This is a genomic window from Kitasatospora sp. McL0602 (genome assembly GCF_052076145.1).
Lineage (GTDB): Bacteria > Actinomycetota > Actinomycetes > Streptomycetales > Streptomycetaceae > Kitasatospora.
Genome location: NZ_CP197246.1, coordinates 3,967,193 through 3,986,871, shown reverse-complemented (window position 1 = coordinate 3,986,871; position 19,679 = coordinate 3,967,193). Strand labels below are relative to the sequence as shown.

The window sequence follows — 19,679 nt, the reverse complement described above, 5'->3', positions numbered from 1 at the left end:
CGGGCATCGGACCTGCGATGGCATTCCTGGGAGGCCCGTCACCCTCTGGGTGTACACCTGTGGTCCGACGCCCGAGTCAAGATCGCTTGGCTACGATCGGCGCATGCCCGTCACATCACCGCTGCCCCGGCTCAGACACGTACCACCGGTCGTCTGGGCGGCGCTCACCTGGTGTGCGGCGACGGTGTACACGCTGTTCGTACGGATCAGGCTGCCGGGCGAGTCGGAGCGGTTCAGCCAGAGCGGCGAGTTCATGACCACGGTGGCCTGGACGTACCTGGCCGCGTCCACCGCCTTCGCGGTCGCGGCCTTCGCCGTCCTGAGCCGTCGCCAGTTGCTCGGCCTCGGCCTGCTGCTCTGCTCCGCCGTGACGGGGGCGATGGTGATGAACTCGTCCGAGATCAACTTCATCCAGTACCTGCCGGTGGACGTCGTGGTCTACCTCGTCGCCATCACCCGGCGACGGTCGGCCGCCGTCACCGCGCTCGGCATGGCGCTCGGCGTGCTGATCGGGTACTCGGCTTCGCGGCTGCTGCTCGGCTTCCGGATCGGCACCCTGATGGGGCTGGCCGTCGCCCTGACGACCTTGGTCTCCTGGCTCCTCGGGCTGATGGCGCGACAGGCCCGGGACCACGCCGAGATGGTGGGAGCCCAGGCTGCCGCCCAGGCCGTCACCGACGAACGGCTGCGGATCGCCCGCGAGTTGCACGACATGGTCGCGCACACCATCGGGATCGTCGCGCTCCAGTCCGGCGCGGCGAAGCTCGTCATCGAGACCCAGCCGCAGCGGGCCCGTACCGCGCTCGGCGAGGTCGAGGCAGCCAGCCGCGAAACCCTCGCCGGGCTACGACGGATGCTCGGCGCCCTCCGCCACGCCGAGAGCGAGGCAGGGGGCGAGGCGGAGCCGCCCGTGCAGGGCCTGGCCGATCTCGAACGGCTGGCCGCGACGACGACTGCCGCCGGTGTCCGGGTCGAGCTCCGCCGGCAGGGCGAACGCCGCCAACTCCCCGCCGAGATCGACCTCGCCGCGTACCGGATCGCCCAGGAGTCCGTCACCAACGTCGTACGCCACTCCGCCGCCCGCACCTGCCAGGTCACCGTCGACCACACCCACGACACCCTGACCGTCGAGATAACCGACCCCGGCCCCTCGGCAGCCGGATCGACCGGCGGCACCGGCTACGGACTCCTCGGCATGCGCGAACGCGTCACCCTCCTGCACGGCGAATTCACCGCCGCACCACACCCCCAAGGCGGCTTCCGCGTCACCGCCCGCCTCCCCCTACCGACGGCCTAGCGGCGCAGCCACTCCGCGTGGAGCAGACCGAAGAGGACGCGGTCCTGCCACTCCCCCGCGACCAGCATGTCGGAGCGGCGGCGGCCCTCCTCCTGGAAGCCGAGCTTGCCGAAGGTGCGGCGGGCGCGGTCGTTGCCGCTCCAGGTGTCGAGTTCGAGGCGGTGCAGGCGCATGGTGCGGAAGAGGTGGCCGACGAGTAGTGAGAGGGCCTCCGAACCGTGGCCCCGGCCCCAGTGGGTGGGCTCGCCGATCGTGACGCCGAGGGTGGCGCGGGTCGCGAAGGAGTCGACGTCACGGTAGTCGACCATTCCGATCGGCCGACCGTCCGTCAGGTCCTCCACCGTCAGAACGGCCGACTGCCGGGGGTCGAGGCGGAGCATCCCCTCGAAGGCCATCTCGACCGCGTCCCTGGTGACGGGCCCGAAGAGCGGGTCTCCGCCGGTGGCCCAGTGCACCACCTCGGGGTCGTTGCGCCAGCGCAGGTGGTGCTCGAGGTCGTCGGAGCTGAGGGCGCGCAGCCGTACCAGGGTTCCAGTGATCACGATCCGAGGATATTCCGCCATCCACCGGCCACCAGCAACCGGCCGCCGAAGAAGGACTAGACCACTTGGGGCTCCGGGAGGAGACTCTTCGGCATGAGCGACGCGACGATGCTGCTGGGTCGCGACGAGCTGCTCGGGCGCTGCCGGGCGGGCCTCGCGGACGGCGGTGGAGTGCTGTTGACCGGGCCTGCCGGGATCGGGAAGTCGGCGGTGCTCGACGCACTCGACGCGGAGGCGCAGCAGGCCGGGGCCCTGGTGCTGCGCAGCAACTCCTCCGCGATCGAGGCCTCCCTGCCGTATCTGGCGCTGTACGACCTCTTCGCCCAGCCGGTCGCCGAGCAGGACGGCCTGATCGCCCCGCACCTGCGGGCCGTGCTCGACGTGGTGTTGCTGCGTTCGCCCGCCGACGGCGTGGCGACGGAGCAACTGGCCGTCCGGGTCGCAGTGCTGGAGCTGCTGCGAGCGCTGGCCGCCCGGCGCCCGGTGCTGCTGGTGCTGGACGACGTGCACTGTCTCGACCCGGCGAGTGCCCTGGTGCTCGGCTTCGCCGCGCGCCGGCTCCAGGGGCACCGGGTGCAGTTCGCGGCCGCCGAACGGCTGGCCGAGCGGTGTGAGCCGACCTGCCTCGACCTGCTGCCGGAGCCGCGCTGCGAACTGGGCGTCAGCACCCTGCCGGGCCCGGTGATCGGCGAGCTGCTGCGGACCAGACTCGACCTGCCGCTCACGGACCGGATCTCCGAGCGCATCCAGGCGGCCAGCGGCGGCAACCCGTACTACGCCCTCGAACTCGCCCAGGCAGCGCTGCGCTCGCGGACGCCGGTGAGCACCGACGCACCGCTGCCCGTGCCCGAGCGGCTGCGCGCGCTGCTGGCCGACCGGTTGGCCGCGCTGCCGCGCGAGGCGGTCGGCACGCTGCTGCTGATCGCGGCGGCGGCCCGGCCGCACGGCTGGCTGCCGCCCGCCGCCGACGGCGCCCTGACGGCGGCGGTCACGGCGGGCGTCATCGCCCCCGGGCCGGAACTCCGCTTCACCCACCCGCTGTTGCGGGAGATCATCTACGCCGACGCAACGCCCGAGCAGCGTCGGCACTGCCACGCGACGCTGGCCCGGCTGCTCGACGACCCGCTCGAACGGGCCCGCCACCGGACTCTCGCCAACCCCGCCGAACTCTCCGACCTCGCCGAACTCTCCGGCCTGGCCGACGAGCTGGCCGACGCCGCGCGGATAGCGGTGCACCGCGGCGCGCCCGCGCTGGCCGCCGAGCTCTCCCAGCTGTCGGCCGAACGCAGCACGGCGAGACCGGAGTTGGCAGCCGAGCGGCTGCTCGCCGCCGCCCGGCACGCGTACGACGCCGGGCTGACCGAACAGGCCCGGGAGACCTGCACGGCGGTGCTGCACGGCCCGAACGCCGCCGCCCGGGTCGGCGCCCGGCTGCTGCTGGTCGAGCTCGCGGGCGGCGACCGGTCAGGAGTGCCGGCGCTGCTCGACGCGGCCCTGCGGGACACGACCCGGTCCGCACGGGCCGACCCGGGTGAGGCGGCCCGGCTCCGGGCGGACGTCCAACTCCGCCGTGCGGACCACGCGTTCAGCACCGGGCAGATCGAGCACGGCCTGGCCGAACTGGCCGAGGCCGAGCGCCACGCCGAGCTGAGCGGTGACGTGGACCGGCAGATCGAGGTGATCGCGCTGCGTGCGCCGATCCAGATGCAGCTCCACCCCGCCGAGGTGCTGCCCGTGCTGCGCCGGGCCGCCGCCGTCGCCGTGAGCCGGCCGGGCGCGGCGATGACGGCCGCCGCCGTGCAGATCCGCTGCTGCCTGGTGGTCTGGCTGCTCCGCTGCGGCGAGACGGCGGAGGCCCTGGAGGCGGTCAACCTGCTGCGGACGGACGTGGAGACGGCCGGCCGGGTCAAGGACCTGGCCGAGGTGCTGCACCTGGTCGCCTCCGTGCACGAGCGGGCCGGGCTGTGTGCGCAGGCGTACCAGGCGGGCGTGCTGGGCGGCCGGATGCGGATGGAGTGCGGCGCGACCCCGGGCTCGGGGCTGGTGCTGGGCGCGGCCGCCGAGCTCAACGGGGGCACGGCCGAGCGGGCCGCGGAGCTGGCCGCCGCCGCGCTGCGGGCGGCCGAACAGGCGGGTGACGTCGAGTGGTGCGCGTACGCGCTGGGCATCCTCGGACGGGCGGATCTGATCCGGCACCGGCTGCCGCAGGCCGCCGAGCGGCTGGGCCGCTGCCGGTCGCTGCTGCGCGGGCTGGGCTTCACCGATCCGGCGCTGTTCCTGGTGGACGCCGATCTGGTCGAGGCGCTGGCCCGGTCCGGCGCCGCCGAGGAGGCGTGGCGCGTGCTGGCCGAGGCGGAGGGCGAGACCGCGCGGCTCGACCGGCGGGTGCTGCGGCTCGGGCTGGCCCGCGCTCGGGCCGTACTGCTCGGGGCGGGCGATCCGCGCGGCGCGGCGGACGGCCTGCGGGCCGTCCTGCCGCCCTCCCACCCGTACCCGTTGGAGGCGGCGCGGGCGCTGCTGACGCTGGGCGATCTGGAGCGGCGGGCCCGGCGCCGGGCGGCCGCCCGGGGTGACCTGCACGCGGCCGCGCAGCTGTTCGCCGCCGCCGGCTGCCTGCCGTGGCTCGACCACGCCCGCGAGCAGCTGGCGCGCCTCGACGGGCCGTCGGCGACGCCGAGTGATCTGGAGCGGCAGATCGTCGAGCTGGTGCGGCAGGGGGCGACCAACCGGCAGATCGCGGGCACCCTGCACGTCTCGGTGAAGGCCGTGGAGGCGTGCCTGACCCGGCTCTACCGCCGGCTCGGGGTGCGGGACCGGGCGGGGCTGCGCAAGGGCCCGCAAGGGTGACCCTTCGACTTTGCAAGTGAAGGTCAAGGGTGGCATTAGAGCTTCGATTCATTGACCGTACATGGGCATCTGACTACGTTTCCGATCGGCGCGGCAGCACCATCCCCCACCGTCCGCGCCATGGTCCGCCCCCACCCAGGGGCCACTTCAGGAAAGGAGTCCGAGTGGACAAGACCCAGTCGGGACGCCCTGGACGGTCCGCACTGCTCGCCCCGCTCTCCGCTCTGGGGCTGCTCGTCGCGATGACCTCCGCCGCCTTCACCGGCGTGGCGGCCGCCCAGGCACCCACAGCCACCAGTACGGCAGTCCGTTCCTGCGCCGTCCCCACGCACCCCGGCGAGCTGGCCTGCCTCGCGCTCAAGCGCACCGACGTGCACGCGCTGGCCGCCTCCGGCTTCGGGCCCGCCGACCTCACCGCCGCCTACAGGCTGCCCGCCGGCGGCTCCGGCCAGACGGTGGCGATCGTCGACGCGATGGACGACCCGAACGCCGAGTCGGATCTCGCGGCCTACCGCGCCAACTACGGCCTCCCCGCCTGCACCACTGCGAACGGCTGCTTCCGCAAGATCGACCAGAACGGCGGCACCCGCTACCCGAGCCCGGACAGCGGCTGGGCCGGGGAGATCTCGCTCGACGTCGACATGGTCAGCGCCGTCTGCCCGGCCTGCCACATCCTGCTCGTCGAGGCCGCCTCGGCGACCACCGATGACCTGGGCGCGGCGGTCAACCAGGCGGTCGCCCAGGGCGCGAAGTTCGTCTCCAACAGCTACGGCGGCTCCGAGGACTCCTCGGTGGTCTCCGCCGACTCGCAGTACTTCAACCACCCGGGCGTCGCCATCACCGTCAGCGCGGGCGACTCCAACACCGGCCCGGAGTACCCGGCCACCTCGCAGTACGTGACCGCCGTCGGCGGCACCGCCCTCAAGCGGGACTCCAGTGCGCGCGGCTGGAGCGAGACGGTCTGGCGGACCAGCTCCTCCGAGGGCACCGGCTCGGGCTGCTCGGCGTACATCGCCAAGCCCTCCTGGCAGAAGGACACCGGCTGCTCCCGCCGGATGGAGGCCGACGTCTCCGCCGTCGCCGACCCGGCGACGGGTGTCGCGGTCTACCAGACCTACGGCGGCAGCGGCTGGGCGGTGTACGGCGGCACCAGCGCCTCCGCCCCGATCATCGCCTCGGCCTGGGCCCTGGCGGGCGCTCCGGCGGCGGGCGACCGGGCGGGCCAGTACCCGTACGCCCACACCGGCAGCTTCAACGACGTCACCTCGGGCAACAACGGCTCGTGCTCAGTGGCGTACTTCTGCAACGCGGGCACCGGCTACGACGGCCCGACCGGCCTCGGCACCCCGAACGGCGTCGGCGGCTTCGCCTCCGGCTCGACCGGCACCGAGACCGTGACGGTCACCAACCCGGGCGCCCAGAACTCCAAGGGCAGCAGCCCCGTGTCGCTCCAGGTCTACGGCAGCGACTCGGCGGGCAACGCCCTCACGTACAGCGCCACCGGCCTCCCCGCCGGACTCACCATCAGCAGCACCGGCCTGATCACCGGCACCCCGACCACCGCCGGCGCCTCGACCGTCACCGTCACCGCCACCTCCGGCACCGCCACCGGCTCCACCACCTTCACCTGGACGGTCGGCTCGGGCGGCGGCGAGAGCGTCACCTTCCGCAGTCCGGGCAACCAGAGCGGCGCCACCGGCACCGCCGTGTCGCTCCAGGTCTACGGCAGCGACTCGGCGGGCAACGCCCTCACGTACAGCGCCACCGGCCTCCCCGCCGGACTCACCATCAGCACCAGCGGCCTGATCACCGGCACCCCGACCACCGCCGGCGCCTCGACCGTCACCGTCACCGCCACCTCCGGCACCGCCACCGGCTCCACCACCTTCACCTGGGTGGTCACCGGCAGTGGTGGCGGCGGCTGCTCCGGCCTCCCCGCCTGGAGCGCGAGCAGCTCGTACGCCCCGGGCGACCAGGTCTCCTACAACGGCCACAAGTGGCTCTCGACCTGGTACTCCACGGGCGCCACGCCGGGCGCCCCGGCCTCCTGGGCGGTCTGGTCGGACCAGGGCGCCTGCTGACGCTGCCGACGCACACCGCACGACCGGGAGGGGCCGCGACGGCGAGCACGAGCCGTCGCGGCCCTTCGGCGCGCCCGCGGGCCGGGCACCGGCCGAGCGCCGGACGGGCACCGGCCGAGCGCCGGACGGGCAGCGGACGGGCAGCGGACCAAATCGACTACGGGGTGGGTGATGTGATCGAATGTCGGAGGTTGTGGAGCGAGAACCGCCCTTTGTGTCAGCCCCGTGAAGCACTACTCCGGGTGCACGGCGAATGATCTCGGTTGGATCACACTTTGGGGTGACCGGAACGACAGTTCGCTTCTTACGTCCGAGTAGCAGTAGGACATCTCGCACAAAGTCGTACTAAAAGCTCCCAGTTCCAGCGAACTCATGAACTCCCAGGCCCATTTGCCACCGCAGCCGCCCAAACCACATCCTTCCCGAATGGGACGAATCTCGGGCTGACGCCGTCCGCCAAGCCCCCGGATCGGCTCAGAGATCGGCTGCCCCCTCACCCCTGCTTGTGGAGATTCCATGCCCACACCTCAGCCCGCTCTCGCGGCGACCGACGCGAGCACGGCACTTCTGCCCCGGCCCAGGAGCTCGGGTGACCGTGCGGAGCAGCCGACCGTCGCCGTCATCGGCCTCGGCTACGTGGGCCTGCCGAGCGCCCTGGCGCTGCTGGCCACAGGCTGCCGGGTGATCGGCATCGACGTGAGCACCGAGCGACTGGCCGCCATCCGCCGCCAGGACGTGGACCTGCTCCCCTCCGACCTGACGCGTCTCGCCGAGCACTCCGAGGACCCGCTCTTCACGCTCACCACCGATGCCGCCGCGCTGGCCGGTGCCGACTCCGTCATCGTCTGCGTGCCCACACCGGTCGACTCCTACCTGGTGCCGGATCTCGGCGCACTCGCCGGGGCCTGCGCGACCGTCGTCGAGCACGCCGTGCCGGGGCAGTTGCTGATGCTGACCTCCACCACGTACGTCGGCACCACGCGTGACCTGCTGGTCGAGCCGCTGGCCGCGCGCGGCCTGGTGGCCGGCACCGACGTGCACGTGGCGTTCTCGCCCGAGCGCATCGACCCGGGCAACTCCCGGCACACCCAGGACACCACCCCGCGCGTGGTCGGTGGGGTCACCGAGCGCTGCACCGAGCTGGCCGCCGAGCTGCTCGCGCTGACCGCGCCCTCGGTGCACCGGGTCGGCTCGCCCGAGGCCGCCGAGATGAGCAAGCTCTTCGAGAACACCTTCCGCGCGGTGAACATAGCCCTGGCGAACGAGTTCGCCGACAACTGCCGCGCGCTGGGCCTCGACCCGATGGAGATCATCGACGCCGCCGCGACCAAGCCGTACGGCTTCATGCCGTTCTACCCGGGCCCCGGGGTCGGCGGTCACTGCATACCCTGCGACCCGCACTACCTGCTCTGGCAGCTGCGCAAGCTGCGGGTCTCCTCCCCGCTGGTGGACACCGCGATGACGGCGATCGCGAGCCGCCCGCGCCAGGTCGTGAACCGCGTCCGGGAGCTGCTCGCCGACCGTGGCCAGCCGCTGGCCGGCGCCCGGGTGCTGGTCTCCGGCGTCGCGTACAAGCCGGGCGTCGCCGATCTGCGCGAGTCCCCCGCCCTGGAGATCATCGAGGAGCTGCTCGACCTCGGCGCCGAGGTCTCCTTCAGTGACCCGCTGGTCGCGCGGGCCCGCATCCACGGCACCGTCCTGGAGAGCGTCGCCGACCCCGCGGCCGAGAAGTGGGACCTGGTCGTCGTGCACACCGTGCACCCCGGCGCCGACCTCGGCTGGCTCGCCGAGCACGGCAAGGTGCTCGACGCGACCTACCGCCTGGCCGACCTCCCGTCGAAGGCGGTCGTGTGAGCCTCCCGCCCTCGCCGGAGCGCGGCTTCTTCACCCCGGTGAACCCGACGCCCGAGCCCGCGAACACCTACGACGAGCAGCAGCCCGTCGCCGCGTACGAGCCGCAGCCCGCGAACGCGTACGACCAGCGGCCCGCCGACACGTACGAGCCCTACCAGCCGTACGAACCTGCGGCGTACCAGCCCTACACACCGTCCCAGCGCAAGGCGCCGGAAGGTTTCTCCACCGCCCCGGACCAGGGCTGGAGCTACCAGGCGCACGAGCCGGACCCGGAACCCACCGCGAGCACCTGGACCGAGCCGGTGCGCAGCACGGCCGGCGGCCGGGTGCTGCCCCCGCTGCCGCCCGGCGTCCGGGCGAACGAGCGCAGGCCCGGCCCGCTCGGGCGGGCGATGGACAAGATGGACCCGGCGGTGCGGCACGGCTTCCGCCGCGTCCTGACGCTGATCTGCATCCTGCCGCTGCTGCTCCTGCTGGCCCGCGAGGCGCCCCGCCTGAACTGGCAGAACGCGCTGGTGCTCGGCTACGGCTTCATCGTGCTGGCGGGCACCATCGCGCTGCTGTACATCGCCTACAGCAAGTACGAGGACCCGTCCCTGCGGGAGCTGCGCAAGCGCCCCCGCAAGCTCGGCGACTTCCCGCCGCTGGCCGCCACGCCCCGGGTCAGCTTCCTGCTCGCCGTGATGGACGAGGAGGAGGCGATCGAGGCCTGCGTGCGCTCGATGGCCGAGCAGGACTACCCCGACGTCCAGATCATCGTGGTCGACGACCTCTCCACGGACGGCACCCGCGACGTGCTGCGCCGGCTGGAGGCGGAGCTCGGCATCACCGTGCTCTACCTGGAGAAGAACGTCGGCAAGAAGCACGCCCTGGTGCAGGCCTGCGCGATCGCCGACGGCGACGTCATGGCCTTCACCGACTCGGACTGCATCCTGGCGCCCGACGCGCTGCGCAAGTGCGTGGAGTCGCTCGTCCGACACCCCGAGCTCGGCGCCGTCAGCGGCCACTGCCGGGCGCTCAACGCGCCGCTCAGCCTCTTCACCCGGGCCCAGGACGTCTGGTACGAGGGGCAGTTCCGGGTCTCCAAGGCGGCGGAGTCCACCTTCGGCTCGGTGACCTGCGTCTCCGGCCCGCTGGCCGTCTTCCGCCGCGACGCGATCTACAACTACCTGCCCGCCTGGGCCGGTGACCGCTTCCTCGGCGCACCGTTCCGCTTCGCCACCGACCGTCAGCTCACCGGCTACGTGCTCGGCCAGAAGTGGAAGGGCCAACAGCTCAAGGACCAGTACGCCGAGTCCCCGTTCGTGACGGCCCAGGACTACCCGGCCCGCCAGTGGCGGATCGGCTACGTGCAGTCCGCCCGGGTGTGGACGAACGTGCCGGCCCGCTTCCGCCCCTTCATGAAGCAGCAGATCCGCTGGAAGAAGAGCTTCTTCCGCAACCTCTGCTTCACCGGCACCTTCATGTGGCGCCGAGGCCCCGGCCCGGCCCTGCTCTACTACGGGCACGTGCTCTGGGTGATCTCCGCGCCGATCATGGCCTTCCGGCACCTGGTGTGGGCGCCGGTCCACGGCATGGCCTTCCTGACCCTGCTGTACCTGTGCGGCGTGATCCTCAAGGGCCTCGTCTGGGGCCTGGCGTTCAAGTTCGACAACCCCGGTGACACCCGTTGGCGCTACCGGCCGGTGATGAGCCTGCTCTCCTCGCTGCTGCTGGCCTGGCTGCTGCCGTACTCGATCCTCACCATCCGACGCGGCGTCTGGTCGAGGAGTGCCACGTGAGAAACGCCCTGACCAACGCGGCGAAGTTCCTGGCCGCCGCCGTGACCACCGCCGTCGTGATCGCGATCTACGCGATCGTGCTCTCCCGAGGAAGCCTGCTGTGAACGCTCGCCGCCAGGCCGCCACCACCGCGCCGATGCCGCGCGGCTTCACCCACTGGATCTCCCGGCTGGTGCTCGCCCTCGCCGCGCTCGCGGTGCTGGCGATGCCGTTCTACGCGGGCTGGGAGTACTACACCTTCCGCCGGGACGTCACCCCGCAGGTCGCGCCGCCCGAGCTCCGCCTGGACCGGTCCACCCAGGCCGACTGGCACGGCGAGGCGGCCAAGCTGCCCGACACCGCCGCGCCCGTGGTGCTGACCTTCCACGACATCAACCCGCACAGCGACAGCCCGTACATCATCACGCCGCAGGCCTTCGACGAGCAGCTCACGGCACTGGAGGACGCGGGCTACCGCAGCCTGACCACCGACGAGTTCGTCGACTACCTCAAGGGCGGCCCGGCGCCGCTGCGTTCGGTCTACATGACCTTCGACGACGGCACCAACGGCCTCTGGGTGTACGGCGACCGGATCCTGGCGAAGCACCACATGCACGCCGCCTCGTACCTGATCACCGGCCGGGTCGACCACAACCGGCCGTACTACCTCTCCTGGGAGGAGATCTCCCGGATGGCCTCCTCGGGCCGCTGGGACTTCCAGGACCACACCCACGACCTGCACTGGCGCGGCGCGGTCGACGCCGAGGGCGCCCAGGCCTCCGCACTGGCCAACCGGCTCTGGCTGGCCGACAAGAAGCGGATCGAGACCGTCGGCGAGTACCAGACGCGCTTCCAGGGCGACATCGCCCAGTCGCTCGCCGACTTCGACGCGCACGGCCTGCCGAAGCCGCAGATGTTCGCCTACCCCTTCTCGGAGACCAGCGAGCGGGCCAACCTGCCCGTCCCCGGCCCCTCCCTCCAGGGCATGCTGGAGCAGACCTTCGCGGCCACCCTCACCGACGTCTCCAAGCGCCCGCTGCCGGCCGGCCGCCGGGCCGCCGGAGTCCGCCAGGTGCAGCGGCTGGAGGTCTACCAGAAGACCACCGCCAAGAGCCTGCTGGCCGAGATCGGCCAGTGGACCCTGGTGCCGCCGGTCGCCGACGACGCCCTCGCGAAGCCCGACGGCTGGGAGCACAACGACGGCACCAACGGCAAGGACATCGGCGCGCTCACCGGCGCCGGGCCCTACCCGAGCACCGGCGGTTACGTCTCCGCCGAATACCTCCCGCTCACCTCGGCGGACTGGAACGACTACACCGCCGAGACCACCGTCTCCGACCTCGCCGACAGCGACAACAACGTCGGCCTGACGGTCCGTACGGGCAGCGGCGACCCGCTCACGGTCAGCCTGAGCCGATCCTTCGTCGGCATCTACCGGGGCACCGGCGACAAGCGCGAGCAGGTCGCCACCAAGCCGCTGGTCGCCACCGCGACGCACCAGCTGAAGGTCACCGTCAACGGCAGCCTGACCAAGGTGCTGGTCGACGGCCGCACCGAGCTGAGCTGGACGAGCAAGGCCCAGGGCACCGAGGCCACCGGTGGCGTCGGCCTCAGCGTCCGCAAGGGCGCGGCGAGCCTGAACTGGCCGAAGTTCACCGGCCTCAAGATCGCCCAGACCCCGCCCAGCACCACCGCGGGCAACCCGAGCGCGCTCGGCGTCGCCCAGGCCGTGCTGCTCGACCCCGGCGCCAGCTGGGACTCGGCCCCCGGCCAGCCCTCCGGCATGAAGATCGGCGGCGACGGCCTGGCCCCGCAGGGCCTGGCGCTCTCCGACTACGCCGCGTACGAGCAGGCCCGCACCTCGGGCTGGACGAAGTACACCGTGCACGGTGTCATCGGCCGCCTGAACAGCCCGCAGGTCTCCGCCGCCGTCTGGGTCCGCGTCGGCAGCCCGCAGGCCGTCAGTGTCGAGGTCTCCCGGCGCGGTGTCCGGGTGCTCTCCGGCAGCGCGGACAGCCGCAAGGTCGTCGCGACCAAGCCGCTGGCCGACTCCGACCACCACGACATCGTCATCACGGTCGGCAGCGAGGCCACCTGGATCACGGTCGACGGCACGGTCCACCTCCAGCTCGCCGCCAAGGGCGAGACCGGCGGCGTCGCCTTCTCCGCCTACCGGGACGTCACCCGGCACGCCTGGCCGACCGCCAAGACCCTCAAGGTCCTTCCCGCCACGGAGGTTCGATGAGCACGCCGGAGCCCGAGGACGAGACCGCCCAAGAGCTCCGGCCGGCCGCCCGCCGCCCGATCTCGCGGCGGGTACTGCTGCTGGGCGGCCTCGCCGTCCTGCTCGGCGGCGGCGCCATCGCCGCCTGGGAGCTGTTCGGTGACCATGCGGACGGCAACGGTGACGACGGCGAAGACACCGACGCCTTCCGCGCCGCCTTCCCGCGCGACGGCCTGGTCACCAACGAGTACGCCTTCCGCAACCCCGACGCCAAGGGCGCCCACAACGACCCCGACTGGGTGGTCACCAGCGGCTCGCTCTTCGCCCACGGCGGAGCGGGCTGGACGGGCCTCCCCGACGGCCAGTCGCCGGGCGTCTCCTCCGACCAGCACAACGGCTCCTCGGTGTTCCGGCTGGTCACCAGACGCCGCGACTTCCGGGACTGCACCGTCAAGGTCGAGGTCCGGTTGCAGCCGCCCGGCACCACCTCCCGCACCCCGAAGCAGGACTGGGACGGCGGCCACATCTGGCTGCGCTACCGCGCCCCGGACGACCTGTACGCCATCAGCTTCCGGCGGCGGGACGGCGTGGTCGTGATCAAGCGGAAGACCCCCGACCCGGCCGGCATCGGCGCGGCCGGGGAGCAGGGCGACTACGTCACCGTCGCGGAGGGCAAGGCCGCCTTCCCGTACGGGGAGTGGCACACCGTCACCGCCAGCGCGGTCAACCACCCGGACGGCGTCCGGCTGGTGCTCGCGATCGACGGCCGCACGGTGCTCGACACCATCGACAAGGACGCCAAGCGGATCAGCCTCCCCGGCGGTGTCGGCCTCCGGGTCGACAACACCGAGCTGGACTTCCGCAACTTCACCGCCGACCCGGCGGCAGGTCTGTAGCACCTCCGACCGGCCGCCCGCTGTTCGCCCTCGGCGCAGCGGGCGGCCGGTTTTCCGCCGGACTGGGCCGTTCCGGTGGCACCGATGAGTACAAATGGCCCCGTACCGTACTCCTTGCCCCACCCCCTCCTCATATGATCAGAGCGACATGCGTCATCCTTGGTGATGCAAGTCATGAGGACAGGTACCGCCACACCCACCAGGAGGAAGCACGTGGACGACGTTCTGCGGCGCGCCGCGCTGTTCGCGGCTCTCGACGACGAGCAGGCCGGCGAGCTGCGCGCCTCCATGACCGAGGTGACGCTCGCCCGTGGCGAGTCGCTGTTCCACGAGGGCGACCCGGGCGACCGGCTGTACGTCGTCGCCGAGGGCAAGGTCAAGCTCCACCGGGCCTCGCCCGACGGCCGGGAGAACATGCTCGCCGTGCTCGGCCCCAGCGAGATGATCGGCGAGCTCTCGCTCTTCGATCCCGGCCCGCGCACCGCCACCGCCACCGCCCTCACCGAGGTCAAGCTGCTGGGCCTCGGCCACGGCGACCTCCAGCCCTGGCTGCACGCCCGCCCCGAGGTGTCCGTCGCGCTGCTGCGCGCGATCGCCCGGCGGCTGCGCCGCACCAACGACGTGATGTCCGACCTGGTCTTCTCGGACGTGCCCGGCCGGGTCGCCAAGGCGCTGCTCGACCTCTCCCGCCGCTTCGGCGTGCAGTCCGAGGAGGGCATCCACGTCGCCCACGACCTCACCCAGGAGGAGCTGGCCCAGCTGGTCGGCGCCTCCCGCGAGACGGTCAACAAGGCCCTCGCCGACTTCGCGGGCCGTGGCTGGCTCAAGCTGGAGGCCCGCGCGGTCGTCCTGATGGACGTCGAGCGGCTCTCCCGCAGGTCTCGCTGACGCACGCACGTGGGGAGGGTGGGGCGCAGAGATCTGCGCCCCACCCTCCCCACGTGCGTTCAGGCTCAGATGAGGCCGTGGTCCTCCAGGTACCCCAGCTGGGCCCGGACGGACAGCTCCGCCGCGGGCCACAGCGCCGGGTCCACGTCCGCGTAGACGCGGGCCACCACCTCGGCCGCCGTCCGGCAGCCGGCCTCGACGGCGGTCTCGACCTGGGCCAGCCGGTTGGCGCGGTGCGCCAGGTAGTAGTCGACGGCGCCGAGCGCGTCGACCAGCACCGGGCCGTGGCCCGGCAGGATCGTCCGGACGTCGCCCTCGGCCGCCATGGTGTGCAGCCGCCGCAGTGAGTCCAGGTAGTCGCCGAGCTTGCCGTCCGGGTGGGCGACCATCGTGGTGCCCCGGCCGAGCACGGTGTCGCCGGTGAGCACCGCGCCGTCGGCGGGCAGCAGGAAGGTGAGCGAGTCCGCGGTGTGTCCCGGGGTGGCGAGCACCCGCAGCTCCAGCCCGCCGATCTCCAGCGTCTGGCCGCCCCGCAGCCCCTCCGCCCCGAGCCGGTGCGCCGGGTCGAGGGCCCGCACCTCGGTGCCGGTGAGCTCGGCGAAGCGGGCGGCACCCTCCGCGTGGTCGTGGTGCCCGTGGGTGAGCAGCGTCAGCGCGACGCGCTTGCCGCGCTGCTCGGCCGTCTCGATCACCCGGCGCAGGTGCGCCTCGTCCAGCGGCCCCGGGTCGACGACCACGGCCAGCTCGGAGTCGGGCTCGGAGAGCAGCCAGGTGTTGGTGCCGTCGAGCGTCATCGGCGACGGGTTGGGGGCCAGGACGCAGTACGCCCGTGGGGTGGCCTCGCCGCCGACGGTGGCGGCGGGGTCACCCGGGAGGAGACCGCTCACCGGCCGCCCTCACCGATGAAGCCGAGTTCACGGACCAGGGGGCGCTTGCCGGGCAGCTCCGCAGGGCCGGCCTCCGGTTCGGCGGCACGGGGCGTCAGGCTCCGCGCGACGAACGTACGGGCGGTGAGGCTGCGGGCAGGCATGCTGCGCGGCGTCCGGGGAGCCACGTCGTTGTGGGTCATCGGGCGAGTCCTTCCTCGGCTGGGACGGTGTCCCTCGGTCTACTTGTCGACATTCTGATCGGGTGGACCGCTCAGGTCCGATGCTGGGGCTCCCCGCCTCAGCGGGGGAACTCACCGTCGATGGTCAGCTCCTCATACCCCGACCATCGCACTGTGATCCGCTCCCCGGCCAGCTCGGCCCGCCCCAGGACGGGCTCGACCTTCCGGTCGGCCGCCGCCGCGAGTGCCTCGTCGGCCGTGCCGCAGCCGAGCAGCTCGCGCAGCACCGTGACGGTCGGCGGCAGCATGCCGTAGCGGCCCTCCGCGTGGCCCCGGACGGCCTCGGCGGGTGCCAGCCACGCCGTCCGGTCGGCCTCGCCCACATCCCGGGCGGCCTGCTGGCCGGCCGGCAGCCGGGCGACGAAGAACCAGGTGTCGTACCGGCGCTCCTCGAACTCCGGAGTCACCCAGCGTGCCCAGCCCCCGAGCAGGTCGCTGCGCAGCACCAGGCCCTCGGCCTTGAGGAAGTCGGCGAAGGAGAGCTCGTGCGACTCCAGGGCCGCCCGCTCGGCCGTCCAGTCCCGGGCCTCGGTGACGGAGTCGGCGTCGGGCCCGCCCAGCAGCACCCCGGCCTCCTCGAAGGTCTCCCGGACGGCCGCGCAGACCACGGCCTGCGCCGTCGGGGCGTCCAGCCCGAGCCGCTCACCCCACTCGGCGGGCGACGGGCCGGCCCAGCCGAGCTCGGCCTCCGCGTCCCTCGGGTCGACCCCGCCACCGGGGTAGGCGTACATCCCGCCCGCGAAGGCCATCGTGGCGCGGCGGCGCAGCAGGTACGCCTCCGGGCCGTGCGCAGTGTCCCGCAGCAGCACGACCGTCGCGGCCGGCTTGGGCACGACGGGCGTCAGCTCGCCGGCCGCGACCGAGCGAATCCGGGCCGGCCAGGAGGGCGGCATGGGCAGCGAGCTTCGATGATCCATGCCCGGATGCTACGCACGCCAGGGGCGGGGTTGGAAGAGCCCAACCCCGCCCACTTACCGCTGCTGCTTCTTGCCTGCTCAGGCCCCGGCGGTGACCCGGACCTGAATCTCGACCTCGACGGGCGCGTCCAGCGGCAGCACCGCGACGCCGACGGCGCTACGGGCGTGCACGCCCGCCGCGCCGAGCACCTCGCCGAGCAGCTCGCTCGCACCGTTGATCACACCGGGCTGGCCGGTGAAGTCGGGGGCGGAGGCGACGAAGCCGACCACCTTGACGACCTGCTCGATCCGGTCGAGGTCACCGATCACGGACTTCACGGCGGCCAGCGCGTTGAGCGCGCAGATCTGCGCGAGCTGCTTGGCCTCCTCGGCCGTCACCTCGGCGCCGACCTTGCCGGTGTGCTGCATCTTGCCCGCGACCATCGGCAGCTGGCCGGAGGTCAGCACGTGGTCGCCCGAGCGGACGGCCGGGACGTACGCGGCGACCGGCGGGACCACCTCGGGGAGGGTCAGGCCGAGCTCGGCCAGCTTGTCCTCAACCTTGCTCATCAGCTCTTCTCCCGCTTGAGGTAGGCAACCAGCTGCTCGGGGTTGTTCGGGCCCGGGACGACCTGGACGAGCTCCCAGCCGTCCTCGCCCCAGGTGTCCAGAATCTGCTTGGTGGCATGCACGAGCAGCGGCACGGTGACGTATTCCCACTTGGTCATGGGGGTGACTCTAGACGAGTGGCGGCCCCCGGTGATCCGGATCCGCCACCGGCGTCGACCAGGTGCACAGGTGTGAGGTGAGCCACAAAGCGGGCATGAATCCGCCCGGCCGCCCGGGTGCTCCCGGCATCGGGGGCGGTCCCTGGTTACCCTCGCGGGAGGGCACCTGGTGGTGCAGTCCTTCGGAGACGGACGGAGACCGAGCGTGGCGAGCACCCCCGGCCCACCGGACCAACCCCCAACGGAGCAGCACGGAGCGGGCCGACAGCAGCCCGAGCAGCGCGAGCCCGACTGGGAGGGCGTGCGCCTGCACGTCGTCAGCGGCAAGGGCGGCACGGGCAAGACGACGGTCGCCGCCGCGCTGGCGCTGGCCCTGGCCGCCGAGGGCGGCCGCACGCTGTTGATCGAGGTGGAGGGCCGCCAGGGAGTCGCCGAACTCTTCGGCATCGCCGCCCTGCCGTACGAGGAGCGCAAGGTCGCGAGCGTCTCGCGCGCGCAGCTCGGCCTCCCGGGCGGGGGCGGCAGCGGCGAGGTCTTCGCGCTGGCCATCGACACCGAGCAGGCGCTGCTCGAGTACCTCGACATGTTCTACAAGCTCGGCCGGGCCGGGAAGGCGCTCCAGAAGGTCGGCTTCGTCGACTTCGCGACGACCATCGCGCCCGGCGTCCGGGACGTGCTGCTGACCGGCAAGGCCTGCGAGGCGGCCCGCCGCAAGGGCCCGGACGGGCGCCGGGCCTACGACGCGATCGTGATGGACGCGCCGCCGACCGGCCGGATCACCAGGTTCCTGAACGTCAACTCCGAGGTCGCCGGGCTGGCCCGGTTCGGCCCGATCCACGGGCAGGCCCAGGCCGTGATGCGGGTGCTGCGGTCGCCGGAGACGGCGGTGCACCTCGTCACGTTGCTGGAGGAGATGCCCGTCCAGGAGACCGTCGACGGGGTGTCCGAACTGCGCGAGGCGCAGCTGCCGGTGGGCGGGGTGCTGGTCAACATGGTCCGCCCGCCGATACTGGACGCCGCCGCCGTGACGGCCGTCGACGGCGACCACCGCGAGGAGGTCGCGCTCGCCCTCGCCGAGGCCGGCCTCGGCGGCCGGGCCCGGACGAAGAGCGGCGAGGCGGTCCGGGCGGCCGTCGAGCCACTGCTCGACCCGCTGCTGGCGCAGGCCCGGGAGCACGCCGAGCGGGTCGAGCTGGAGCGCGAGCAGCGGGCCGATCTCCAGCACCTGCGGCTGCCGACGTACGAGCTGCCGCTGCTCGGCGAGGGCGTGGACCTCGGCGGGCTCTACCGGTTGGCGGGCGAGCTGAAGCGACAGGGGGCGGCATGAGTACCCGGCAGACGGCTGCGCAGCAGGCAGCAGTGCAGCAGGCGGCGGTGCGGCGCGGCGCGGCGCAGCTGGACGTGGACGCGCTGATCGACGACCCGAAGACCCGGATCGTGGTCTGCTGCGGCTCCGGCGGAGTCGGCAAGACCACCACGGCGGCGGCGATCGGCCTGCGCGCGGCCGAACGGGGCCGCAAGGTCGTCGTGCTGACGATCGACCCGGCCCGGCGGCTGGCCCAGTCGATGGGCCTGACCGAGCTGGACAACACCCCACGGGTCGTCAAGGACGTCACCGGGCCGGGCGAGCTGCAGGCCATGATGCTGGACATGAAGCGGACCTTCGACGAGGTCGTGCTGGCCCACGCCGACCCGGAGCGGGCCAAGGCGATCATGGAGAACCCGTTCTACCAGTCGCTCTCGGCCGGGTTCGCCGGCACCCAGGAGTACATGGCGATGGAGAAGCTCGGCCAGCTGCGGTCGGCCGAGCAGTGGGACCTGATCGTCGTCGACACGCCGCCCTCCCGCTCGGCGCTGGACTTCCTGGACGCCCCGAACCGGCTCGGCTCCTTCCTGGACGGCAAGCTGATCCGGATGCTGACCGCCCCGGCGAAGGTCGGCGGGCGCAGCGCGATGAAGTTCCTGAACGTCGGCGTCGGCCTGCTGACGGGGACGCTGGGGAAGATCTTCGGCGCCCAGCTGCTGACGGACATCCAGACCTTCGTCGGCGCGATGGACTCGATGTTCGGCGGCTTCCGCGAGCGCGCGGACCGCACGTACCAGCTGCTCAAGGCACCCGGCACGGCCTTCCTGGTGGTGGCCGCACCGGAGCGGGACGCGCTGCGCGAGGCCGCGTACTTCGTCGACCGGCTGGCGGCGGACAGCATGCCGCTGGCCGGGCTGGTGCTCAACCGGGTGCACGGCACCGGCGCTCCGCAGCTGACGGCGGAGCGCGCGTTGGCGGCCGCCGAGGCACTGGAGGAGAACGGCTCGCAGACCAGCTCGGTGGCGGCCGAGACGCTGGCGGCCGGGCTGCTGCGCCTGCACGCCGAGCGGATGCAGGTGATGGACCGTGAGCGGCGCACCAGGGCCCGCTTCGTGTCGGTCTACCCGGACGTGCCGATCGTCGAGGTCGGCGCGCTCGCGGGTGATGTGCACGACCTCGCCGGCCTGCGCGAGATCGGTGAACGCCTGGGGCGGCCGGCTCCCTGACCGCGCTCAGGCCGTGCTCAGACTTT

16 protein-coding genes are annotated in these 19,679 nt (G+C 72.9%); 10 read left to right on the top strand and 6 right to left on the bottom strand.

From position 1 onward, the window contains the following. Positions 1 to 103: 103 nt before the first annotated feature. A complete protein-coding gene (locus ACR68M_RS18205) occupies positions 104 to 1,297 on the top strand; it encodes a sensor histidine kinase (RefSeq protein ID WP_441245145.1) in 1,194 nt (397 codons plus the stop codon). Here the strand turns inward: ACR68M_RS18205 and ACR68M_RS18200 are convergent. Continuing rightward, the gene (locus ACR68M_RS18200) at positions 1,294 to 1,839 is read right to left on the bottom strand and encodes a GNAT family N-acetyltransferase (RefSeq protein WP_441245144.1); all 546 of its coding nucleotides are present in this window, start codon (positions 1,837 to 1,839) and stop codon (positions 1,294 to 1,296) included. The two genes, ACR68M_RS18205 and ACR68M_RS18200, sit on opposite strands and share 4 nt — an antisense overlap. Before the next feature lie 93 nt (positions 1,840 to 1,932). On the opposite strand from ACR68M_RS18200, the gene ACR68M_RS18195 reads away from it, so the two are divergent. The 7 genes from ACR68M_RS18195 to ACR68M_RS18165 all read left to right on the top strand — a co-directional run bounded on the left by ACR68M_RS18195 (position 1,933) and on the right by ACR68M_RS18165 (position 14,389). Continuing rightward, the gene (locus tag ACR68M_RS18195; protein ID WP_441245143.1) at positions 1,933 to 4,686 is read left to right on the top strand and encodes an AAA family ATPase; all 2,754 of its coding nucleotides are present in this window, start codon (positions 1,933 to 1,935) and stop codon (positions 4,684 to 4,686) included. A 242-nt stretch (positions 4,687 to 4,928) separates the two neighbouring features. Beyond that, on the top strand, positions 4,929 to 6,767 hold the full coding sequence (locus tag ACR68M_RS18190) for a putative Ig domain-containing protein (protein ID WP_441251643.1): 1,839 nt from the start codon (positions 4,929 to 4,931) through the stop codon (positions 6,765 to 6,767). 516 nt (positions 6,768 to 7,283) lie between these two features. Next, positions 7,284 to 8,621 carry a nucleotide sugar dehydrogenase gene (locus ACR68M_RS18185; protein WP_441245142.1) on the top strand — a complete coding sequence of 446 codons (1,338 nt, stop codon included), beginning with the start codon at positions 7,284 to 7,286 and terminating at the stop codon, positions 8,619 to 8,621. Continuing rightward, positions 8,618 to 10,402 (top strand): glycosyltransferase, encoded by a 1,785-nt coding sequence (locus ACR68M_RS18180; RefSeq protein ID WP_441245141.1) that lies wholly within the window; start codon positions 8,618 to 8,620, stop codon positions 10,400 to 10,402. The genes ACR68M_RS18185 and ACR68M_RS18180 overlap by 4 nt, the downstream gene beginning before the upstream one ends. Before the next feature lie 100 nt (positions 10,403 to 10,502). Then, positions 10,503 to 12,626, top strand: coding sequence for a polysaccharide deacetylase family protein (locus tag ACR68M_RS18175; protein ID WP_441245140.1), 2,124 nt, complete (start codon positions 10,503 to 10,505; stop codon positions 12,624 to 12,626). Then, positions 12,623 to 13,501 (top strand): family 16 glycoside hydrolase, encoded by an 879-nt coding sequence (locus ACR68M_RS18170; protein ID WP_441245139.1) that lies wholly within the window; start codon positions 12,623 to 12,625, stop codon positions 13,499 to 13,501. The genes ACR68M_RS18175 and ACR68M_RS18170 overlap by 4 nt, the downstream gene beginning before the upstream one ends. A gap of 213 nt (positions 13,502 to 13,714) precedes the next feature. After that, complete coding sequence (locus tag ACR68M_RS18165; protein ID WP_280718543.1) at positions 13,715 to 14,389, top strand: Crp/Fnr family transcriptional regulator; 675 nt, start codon at positions 13,715 to 13,717, stop codon at positions 14,387 to 14,389. Between the two features lie 65 nt (positions 14,390 to 14,454). Here ACR68M_RS18165 and ACR68M_RS18160 read toward each other — a convergent pair whose 3' ends face one another. From ACR68M_RS18160 to ACR68M_RS18140, 5 genes are all read right to left on the bottom strand, one after another. After that, on the bottom strand, positions 14,455 to 15,276 hold the full coding sequence (locus tag ACR68M_RS18160; protein ID WP_441245138.1) for an MBL fold metallo-hydrolase: 822 nt from the start codon (positions 15,274 to 15,276) through the stop codon (positions 14,455 to 14,457). Continuing rightward, complete coding sequence (locus ACR68M_RS18155; RefSeq protein ID WP_441245137.1) at positions 15,273 to 15,458, bottom strand: hypothetical protein; 186 nt, start codon at positions 15,456 to 15,458, stop codon at positions 15,273 to 15,275. The genes ACR68M_RS18160 and ACR68M_RS18155 overlap by 4 nt, the downstream gene beginning before the upstream one ends. A gap of 98 nt (positions 15,459 to 15,556) precedes the next feature. Further along, entirely contained in the window at positions 15,557 to 16,414 is an 858-nt protein-coding gene (locus ACR68M_RS18150) for an NUDIX hydrolase (protein ID WP_441245136.1), read from the bottom strand. Positions 16,415 to 16,492: 78 nt separating this feature from the next. Further along, positions 16,493 to 16,963 (bottom strand): RidA family protein, encoded by a 471-nt coding sequence (locus ACR68M_RS18145; RefSeq protein WP_441245135.1) that lies wholly within the window; start codon positions 16,961 to 16,963, stop codon positions 16,493 to 16,495. Further along, a complete protein-coding gene (locus tag ACR68M_RS18140; RefSeq protein WP_095874066.1) occupies positions 16,963 to 17,121 on the bottom strand; it encodes a DUF4177 domain-containing protein in 159 nt (52 codons plus the stop codon). The genes ACR68M_RS18145 and ACR68M_RS18140 overlap by 1 nt, the downstream gene beginning before the upstream one ends. Before the next feature lie 301 nt (positions 17,122 to 17,422). Between ACR68M_RS18140 and ACR68M_RS18135 the strand changes: the two genes are divergently transcribed. After that, complete coding sequence (locus tag ACR68M_RS18135) at positions 17,423 to 18,448, top strand: ArsA-related P-loop ATPase (RefSeq protein ID WP_441251642.1); 1,026 nt, start codon at positions 17,423 to 17,425, stop codon at positions 18,446 to 18,448. Beyond that, positions 18,445 to 19,653: an ArsA family ATPase gene (locus tag ACR68M_RS18130; RefSeq protein ID WP_441245134.1), complete on the top strand. Its 1,209-nt coding sequence runs from the start codon at positions 18,445 to 18,447 to the stop codon at positions 19,651 to 19,653. The genes ACR68M_RS18135 and ACR68M_RS18130 overlap by 4 nt, the downstream gene beginning before the upstream one ends. The last annotated feature ends 26 nt before the right edge of the window (positions 19,654 to 19,679 follow it).